Genomic DNA, 8,221 nt, shown 5'->3' on the forward strand with positions numbered 1-8,221 from the left:
CGCGCGGGGGCTGCTGGGGCTGAACGCACAGGCCGCCTTGATGCGCGCATCGGTGGCGGAGAGGCGTCCGCCGGCCGCCGTTTGGCCGCTCACGGCCTGGGTGGTGACGGCGCCGAACGAGTGGCCCGACATGCCGATATGCTCCAGATCCATGCGTCCCCGCAACGCGTGGTTCCTTTCCTGGTTCCAGGTCTCGAGTTGGTCGAGCACCGCCGGGATATCCTTCACGCGCAGGAGATAGTTGCTGCCGCTCGCCGCCTTTTCCAGGACCTTCATCCGGTCGCGCGGCGCGGCGTTTTTCCAGGTGCCGTCGTCGCTTCCCGGATGCTGGACGAAGACGGCGACATACCCCCGCGCAGACCAGTGCTTGCCGAGATACGCGTTTCCGGTGCGGGAACCGCCCAGTCCGTGGCTGAACAAAACGACCGGGGCCGCGTTGGTGGTTTCCGGCAAATAGACCAGCACGGGGATGGAACGCCCCCGCGTCTCGTCCTTCACAACGAGATCGAGCGGCGTCGGGCTGTTGCTTTGCGTAATCGCCAGTGGGTCATACGACCCGTTTGCGGGTGAAAGAACGGCGAGGGCGGCGCATCCGGCGAGTATCCACGTTTTCATCGTTTCTCCTGTGAAAAGGAAAACAACGCAGGCACCGGATCTTTATTGCCGGCTAGTCGGTTGCCAGTGCGGCGAGGTCCGGGTTGAGCGGGGTCCCGTGGTAGACTTGGTTGAGGATCAGGGTGCTGATGCCTTGCAGCCCGCCGAGATGCGGCAGCAGTTCGAATTGAACGTCGGGATAGGTTGCTTCGGCTTCCGCAATCTGTTTCGGAATGTCGTCCACCACATGGGTGCCCGCCGCCAGAAAATAGGGGAACACCTTGATCTCTTCCGCGCCCTCCTTGACGAGATCGGCCACCGCCGAGTCGATCTGGGGACTCGAAATCTCCAAAAACGCGCTCGCAACTTCGGAAAACGCGGGGCCCGCGTTTTCCTTGATGCGTGCCGCAAGGCGGCGGACTTCTTCGTTGGATTCCTTCCGGCGGCTGCCGTGGGCGACAATCAATAGTGCTCTCATGGTGTCTCCTGAGGATGCGCCAACGGCTGTTCCGCTAGCTCAGATTACCGATAATAGACACCATGGGGAGGAACATGGCAATCACAATTGTCCCGACAACCAGCGCCAGCAGCACGATCAGGGTCGGTTCGATCAACGAACTGAGGCGCGCTACGGCATTATCCACTTCGTCCTCATACATATCCGCCGTTTTCAACAGCATGGCGGGCAGCTCGCCCGTCTCCTCTCCGACTTCGACCATCCCGCCGAAGATAGGCGGAAAGAGGCGGTTGGCTTCCACCGGCGACGCCATCGGTTCGCCCTCCTTGATATTGTCGTGGATCTCCTGGATGGCGTCGGCCACGATCTCGTTGCCGAGCGTTTCCTTGACGATGCCCAGCGCCTGTAGAACCGGGACGCCCGACTCCATCAGCGTGCCGAGCGTCCGGGCGAACCGCGCCAGCGCCGACAGGCGGATCAGGTTGCCGAAGAGCGGAACGATCAGCTTGAGCGAATCGATCGCAACCCGTCCGGCACGGAACCGTTTCAGAATGGCGCCCAGGCCAACGAACACCGCAATGATGGCCACTGCGTAGTGCCACTGGTGCATGACGCGCTCGCTCACGCCGAGCACGAATTGCGTCAGCGGGGGCAACGACCGTCCGTCGAGCATGTCGGCGAAAATCTTTTCGAACCGGGGGATGATCGCCACCATCAGAAACACCATGATGCCCGACGAAGCAAGCAGGACGACCAGCGGATAGGCCATGGCATTCGCAACCGTGTTTCGGACCTTGTGCGCTTTCTCCATGTAGGTGGCCAGCCGCTCCAGCACAACGTCGAGCAGGCCGCCGGCTTCCCCCGCCTTGACCATGTTGATGTACAGCTTGTTGAAGATCCGCGGATGCGCCGCCAGCGCATCGGCGAAGTTGCTGCCGCCCTCGATCGAATCGGCAATCTCGCGCACGGCTTTTTTCAGAGCGGCATTTTTTTCCTGCCGTTCCAGCACCTTGAGGCTGCGCAGCAGCGGAAGCCCCGCACGGATCAGGGTGGCCATCTGGCGCGTCAGCACCATCAGCTGTTTCGGCCGCACGACGGTTAGCGATGCCGGCAGGGCAATCTCCAGATCCATCCCCTTGCCGCGCACTTTGTTTTTTTTTCCGGCGGGGGGAATCTGCAGATCGGTTCCGCGGACTTCGGTCGGGAAAAGGCCCTTGCCCTTGAGCAGCGTCGTGGCCGCCGCCTGGCTCGCCGCGTTTACGGTCCCGGTTTTTTCTGCGCCGTTGATATCGTGGGCTATGTATTTGAATTTGGGCATGCCGCTCTTTCGACTTTCACGTTTGGGTTTCTCACTAGGTGTATTGGATGATTTCTTCGACGGTCGTGCAGCCATCGAGGATGCACCGGATGCCATCCTCGCGCAAGGTGCGCATGCCGAGTTCCATGGCCTTGTTCCGCAGCGCGAGCGTTGGTTGGCGCTCGATGATCGCCAGCCGCAGGGCGTCGTTGATCCGCATGTATTCGAAAATGGCGCGGCGTCCGCTGTAGCCGGAATGGTTGCAAGCCGCGCATCCTGCGCCGCGGTAGAAGGGCTGATCGCCTATCTGGCGGCGGTCGAGTTCGAGCAAGGCCAGTGCGGCGTCGTCCGGGCGGTAGGGGACCTTGCAGTCGGGGCAGATGGTGCGGACCAGGCGCTGGCCCATCACGGCTTCGAGGGTCGAGGCAATCAGGTAGGGTTCCACGCCCATGTCGATCAGGCGGGTCACCGCGCCGGCTGCGTCGTTCGTATGCAGCGTGCTGAAGACCAGATGCCCGGTGAGCGAGGCCTGGATGGCGATCTGCGCCGTGTCGAGATCCCGGATCTCCCCGACCATGATCACGTCCGGGTCCTGGCGCAGGAATGACCGCAGCGCCGCGGCAAAGGTGAGCCCGATGTTTTCGCGGATCGGCAACTGGATAATCCCTTCGACATCGTATTCCACCGGATCCTCGGCCGTCAGGATCTTCGTTTCGATCCGATTGATGTGCTGCAGGGCGGCGTAGAGGGTGGTGGTCTTGCCGGAGCCCGTCGGGCCCGTCACGATCACGATCCCATTGGGTTTCTTGATGTCGTCCAGAAAAAAGCCGTGGATATCGCCGGGGAACCCGATCTTGTCGAGGTCGAGCTGGACGTTCGAGCGGTCGAGCACGCGCAACACCACGCTTTCGCCGAACTGGGTCGGCAGGGTGGAGACGCGGAAGTCGATCGAGTGCCCCGCAACGTTGAGCTGGATGCGCCCGTCTTGCGGCAGGCGCGATTCGGCAATGTCCAGCCCGGAGATCACCTTCACGCGCGAGATGATCGGCAACGCCAGGTTCTTCGGCGGCGGCGCCATTTCGTAAAGCGCGCCATCGACGCGGTAGCGGATCTTGAATTCGTGTTCGAACGGCTCGAAATGGATGTCGGAGGCGCGGTCTTTCACGGCTTGGTAGAGCACCAGGTTCACGAAACGGATCACGGGGGTGGCGCGGGCGGCGTGTTCGAGGTCGGCCAGATCGACCGTGTCGCCCAGTTCGATCAGGCTGCCGGCATCCTCCATGTCGGACTCGAGGGCCGAAAGCAGTTCGTTGATGGAATCGCTCTCCTCGCCGTAGAGCCGGATGATCGCTTCGTCGACCTCCTGCTGGGTCGCGACGACATAGCCGACCTGCTTGGAGAGCACGAAGCCGATGTCGTCGGTTACCGCCGGGCTCGGCCAGTCGGCCACGGCGAAGATGATCGTGTCGCCCTCGGCCCGGACGGGAGCCGCATCGTACATCCGCGCAATGCTGGCCGGGACGGTCTTGGCGATGCGGGGCGGGATGGGGTGTGCGGCCAAATCGATCCGCTCGGTTTCCAGTATCCGGGCAACGGTTTCGAGGTAGGTCGATTCGTCGACGTAGCCCTGCTCAATGGTGATGGCCTTGGCCGGCCGGCCCAGGGTCCGGTGCTCTTCGTGGATGGCATCGGCCTGCTCTTTGGAGAGGCGACCTTCTTCAACCAGTTGGTGCAGCACGATCATTGCTTTTCATCCCTCATGGTTACGCGCAGCACTTCGCTGACGGTGGTGATGCCGTCGGCGGCCTTGCGGAGGCCGTCTTCGCGCAGGGTGCGCATGCCGCTTTCCCGGGCCTGGGCGCGCAGCTCGGTGGAGGTCGCGCCGGCATAGATCATCTGTCGGATCTGGTCGTTCACGCTAAGCAGTTCGAAGATGCCCTTGCGGCCGGTGTATCCGGTTTGGCCGCAGCTGGCGCAGCCTTCGCCCCGCCACAGGTGGGCCACGCCGCCGACCAGCTTGGTTTCGGCTTCGGTCGGGGCGTACGCCGTTTTGCAGTGGTCGCAGACCGTGCGCACCAGGCGTTGCGCCATGATGCCGCGCACCGAGGAGGAGACCAAGAACGGTTTCACGCCGATGTCGGCCAGGCGGGTGACGGCGCTCGGTGCGTCGTTCGTGTGCAGGGTGCTGAGTACGAGGTGCCCGGTGAGCGCCGCGTTCACGGCGATCTCGGCGGTCTCGCGGTCGCGGATTTCCCCGATCATGATGATGTTCGGCGCCTGCCGCAGCATCGAGCGCAGCGCGGCGCCGAAGGTCAGGCCGATATCGGCGCGCACGTGCACCTGGTTGATGCCGCTGAGCAGGTATTCGACCGGATCCTCGACCGTGATTATTTTGCGGTCGGGTTTGTTCATTTCGTTCAGGCAGGCGTAGAGGGTGGTGGTTTTGCCGGAGCCCGTCGGCCCCGTGATGAGCACGATGCCGTCGGGGTACTGGATCAACCGTTTGAAGGTGCGCTGGTCGTCGTGGTGGAAGCCGAGGTTGGGCAGGCCGAGCAGCAGGTTTTGCTTGTCGAGGATGCGCATCACGATGCTTTCGCCGTGGTTGGTCGGGATGGCCGAGACGCGTAGGTCCAGGTGGCGGCCCATCACGCGGATTTCGATCCGCCCGTCCTGCGGCAGGCGTTTTTCCGAAATCTTCATGCCCGCCATGATCTTGATGCGGCTGATGACCGAGGGGTGCAGGCGGCGCGGCGGCCCCTCGACTTCGCGAAGCGTCCCGTCGATCCGGTAGCGTACGCGGAAGGTGGTGCTGAGCGGTTCCAGATGGATGTCGGAGGCGCGCTGCTTGAAGCCTTCGAGAATCAGCAGGTTGACCAGCTTGATGATCGGCTCTTCGCCATCGGCGGTTTCCTCGATGCCGATCGCCGAGCCTTCCTCGTTGGCGCGGCGGGTCTCTTCGTCGTCCATTTGGTGGAGGATGGTTTCCATGCCGCCGTCCACCTGCGGGTAGAGCCGGCCGAGCGCGGCGGAAACCTGTTCGGGCAGCGCGGCCAACACCTCGATCGGTTCCTTGAAGAGGTAGCGCAGGGTGTCGATGGTCTCGATGTCCATCGGGTTGCCGATGGCGAGCGTCAGCGTGTTCCCGGTCTTTCGGACGGGAACCGCGTGGTAGCGCACGGCAACGTCGGGGTCGATCAAGCAGGCCGCCTCCGGCGCGGGGTAGGTGCCGGAGAGCGCAAGGGTCTCCATGCCGAAACGTTCGGCAACGAAGGCGAACAGCGCGGGCTTGTCGTGCCCGGCTTCCTCCAGCACATCGAGCAGATCCATGCCCCGCCGAGCGGCTTCCTGCAATGCGGCATCGACCAACTCGTCGCTGAGCCGTTCCTTCAGGATTTTCGCCATATATGGATTGTTCCGCACCGCTTCACCATGCCCTTTCCATGAAACGAAAGCGTCGCACAGGTGCCGGAGCTTTGTCAATCGACTCAACCCCTCGCCGGGCTTCATCGGCGGCAAAATGATGTTGAGCCGTTGCACATTTGCCGACATTGTGGTTGTTGCTAATAATAAGGAAGGTGTCGCATGGGAAAGAGATGGGTTTATTGCGCGGTGATTGTGGGCATGGCGCTGCCGGTGGCTTGGGGCGCGAATGAGCGGATCAAGCTGGAAACGGCGAATCTGCGCGTTGAATATGCGGTGACGAAAGCGAACGTGCTGGAGCTGAAGGCCGTGGGGCTGCGGGATGGTTCGTGGACATCGCCGCTGGGCGGGCGGCTGTTTCCCTTCGAGCCGGCGGCCGAGCCCGCCGGCAACAACAACGGTCCGCGCTATGCGGGCCCCATCGAGTGGCGGCTTCCGAACGGCGACCGCGCAATCGAAATGGTCTATCAGTCGCATGCCGTGAAAGAAGAGCGGCCCGGCGTCCGGCATCTCGTGATTCAATTGCGGGATAAAGTCTATCCGCTGGAGGTCGAATTGCATCTGCGGGCGTATGCGGAGGTGGATGTTTTCGAGCAGTGGCAGGTGGTCAAGAACGGTCTGGGCCAGCCCATCCGTTTACCGCGGCTCGATGCCATGTATTGGCACGCCGATGCGAAGACGCCGATCTTTTTGGAGTGGTATGCAAGCGACCAGAAGGATACGGCGGGGTATCCCATCCGCGAGCAACTGGGCCGGGGAACGCGCCTGCTGGAAAGCCGCGACGGCAACCGGCACAAACACGGGCCCGTCCCGGCCGTTGTCCTGGGCTTTGGCCAGCAACCCCATGAAACCGAAGGGCCGTGCATGATCGCCGCGCTCGATTGGACGGGCAGCAGCCGCTTCGGTTTTGAAATCAATTCCACGCAGATTCTGGAGACCGGCATCGGGGTGAATCAGCCGGGGCAGCCGGTGGTCGAGGCCGGCCAAAGCGCGGCGTCGCCCGTCTGCGTGTTTACCCTCAGCGGAAAGGGCAAGGGCCCGGCCAGCCGTCGGTTGCACGATTGGGCGCGCAACCATTTTCTGGCGAATGGCAAACGACTCCGCCTCGTGGATAATAATTCCTGGGAAGGTTGCGGCTTGAAGGTCTCCGAGGATGCGATCATTCAAATGATGAAAGACAGCGCCGAACTCGGCATCGAACTCTATGTTCTGGATGACGGCTGGTTTGGCAACGGCAAAGAAGCGCGCGTAAATACCCGTTCCGGGCTGGGCGACTGGCAGTTTAATTCGCAGCGGTTCCCCCATGAACTGGATGCCGTCATGAAGGCCGCGGATCAACTGGGGATCGAGTTCGGGATTTGGTTCGAGCCGGAAATGATCAATGAAAACAGCCAGCTGTTCAAGCAGCACCCGGAGTGGGTGATGCGCCATCCGAATCGTGCCTTTTCCAAGCAGCGCACTCAAATGGCGCTGGATGTGGCCAATCCCGCCGTGCAGAAATTCATGTTCGACGCGGTGGATCGGGTGCTGACGAAATATCCGCGCATCCGCTTCGTGAAGTGGGACGCCAACTCCAACATCAACAATGGCTACTCGCCCTACTTGGCACCGGAACGCCAAGGGGACCTGCTCAATGCCTATATGGACGGTTACCTGAAGGTGATGCGGGCGCTGACGGAAAAACATCCGAACGTCGATTTTCAGGCCTGCGCCGCGGGGGGCGGACGGGCCGATCTCGGGGCCCTGCGCTACAGCCATACCTTCTGGCCGAGCGACGATACCGACCCGCTCTACTGGCTCGGCGCACAGTGGAATTTTTCGAATTTCCTTCCGGCGAACACCATCACATCCCACGTCACCCACAAGGGAAAGGGCTTCGAACCCAAGTTCCGCGTGGATGTCTCGATGATGGCGCAGCTCGGCATGGAAGTCGATACGCGCAAATGTACGCCGGACTATCTGGACGCATGCCGGGTGGGCATCGCGACCTATAAACAGGTCCGCGATATCGTCCAGCTCGGCGACCAATACCGCCATGCGCATCCGTTCGATTCCGCGACGCCCTCGATGAATTATGTGTCGAAAGATCAAACGCGCGGTCTGGTGCTGGCCTATCAGACCGGGAGCGTCGCGAAGACGGCGGAATTTTCCGCCCCGGTTTCCGGGCTGGATCCCGAACGCATGTACCGCTGCACGGAAGTCAATCTTCCCGAAGGCGACAAGCGGCCCCGCGTGGCCGCAGGCTGCAAACCCAGCCAAAGCGGCAAAGCCTGGATGGAAGACGGAATCCCGTTGCAATTCACCCGTCAATTCGACAGTGCCGCCGTGCTGCTGGAGGCCGTGCGGTAGCCAGCGCTATTCGTCGTCCAGCAACTGCTGGAAAAGCTCGTAGTCGTCGCGGATCGGGTCGATGGCGCGCTCCCAGAATTTGCCGGAGGCGAGATCGATGCCGA

The 8,221-nt window shown here is 62.2% G+C and carries 6 protein-coding genes; 1 reads left to right on the forward strand and 5 read right to left on the reverse strand.

The window, feature by feature from the left end; genetic code table 11:
• The 5 genes from ABYO54_RS10840 to ABYO54_RS10860 all read right to left on the reverse strand — a co-directional run.
• Positions 1 to 615 (reverse strand): alpha/beta hydrolase family protein (locus tag ABYO54_RS10840; protein ID WP_372808267.1); only part of this gene is annotated, 615 nt, incomplete at its 3' end.
• A 52-nt stretch (positions 616 to 667) separates the two neighbouring features.
• A complete protein-coding gene (locus tag ABYO54_RS10845; protein WP_372808268.1) occupies positions 668 to 1,072 on the reverse strand; it encodes a sirohydrochlorin chelatase in 405 nt (134 codons plus the stop codon).
• Between the two features lie 34 nt (positions 1,073 to 1,106).
• Positions 1,107 to 2,369, reverse strand: coding sequence for a type II secretion system F family protein (locus tag ABYO54_RS10850; protein ID WP_372808269.1), 1,263 nt, complete (start codon positions 2,367 to 2,369; stop codon positions 1,107 to 1,109).
• 34 nt (positions 2,370 to 2,403) lie between these two features.
• Complete coding sequence (locus tag ABYO54_RS10855) at positions 2,404 to 4,092, reverse strand: GspE/PulE family protein (protein ID WP_372808270.1); 1,689 nt, start codon at positions 4,090 to 4,092, stop codon at positions 2,404 to 2,406.
• Positions 4,089 to 5,750, reverse strand: a complete 1,662-nt coding sequence (locus ABYO54_RS10860) for a GspE/PulE family protein (RefSeq protein WP_372808271.1) — start codon at positions 5,748 to 5,750, stop codon at positions 4,089 to 4,091. The genes ABYO54_RS10855 and ABYO54_RS10860 overlap by 4 nt, the downstream gene beginning before the upstream one ends.
• Before the next feature lie 180 nt (positions 5,751 to 5,930).
• On the opposite strand from ABYO54_RS10860, the gene ABYO54_RS10865 reads away from it, so the two are divergent.
• A complete protein-coding gene (locus ABYO54_RS10865; protein WP_372808272.1) occupies positions 5,931 to 8,117 on the forward strand; it encodes an alpha-galactosidase in 2,187 nt (728 codons plus the stop codon).
• Positions 8,118 to 8,221: the final 104 nt, after the last annotated feature.

The organism is Pontiella sp. (genome assembly GCF_041622395.1).
Lineage (GTDB): Bacteria > Verrucomicrobiota > Kiritimatiellia > Kiritimatiellales > Pontiellaceae > Pontiella.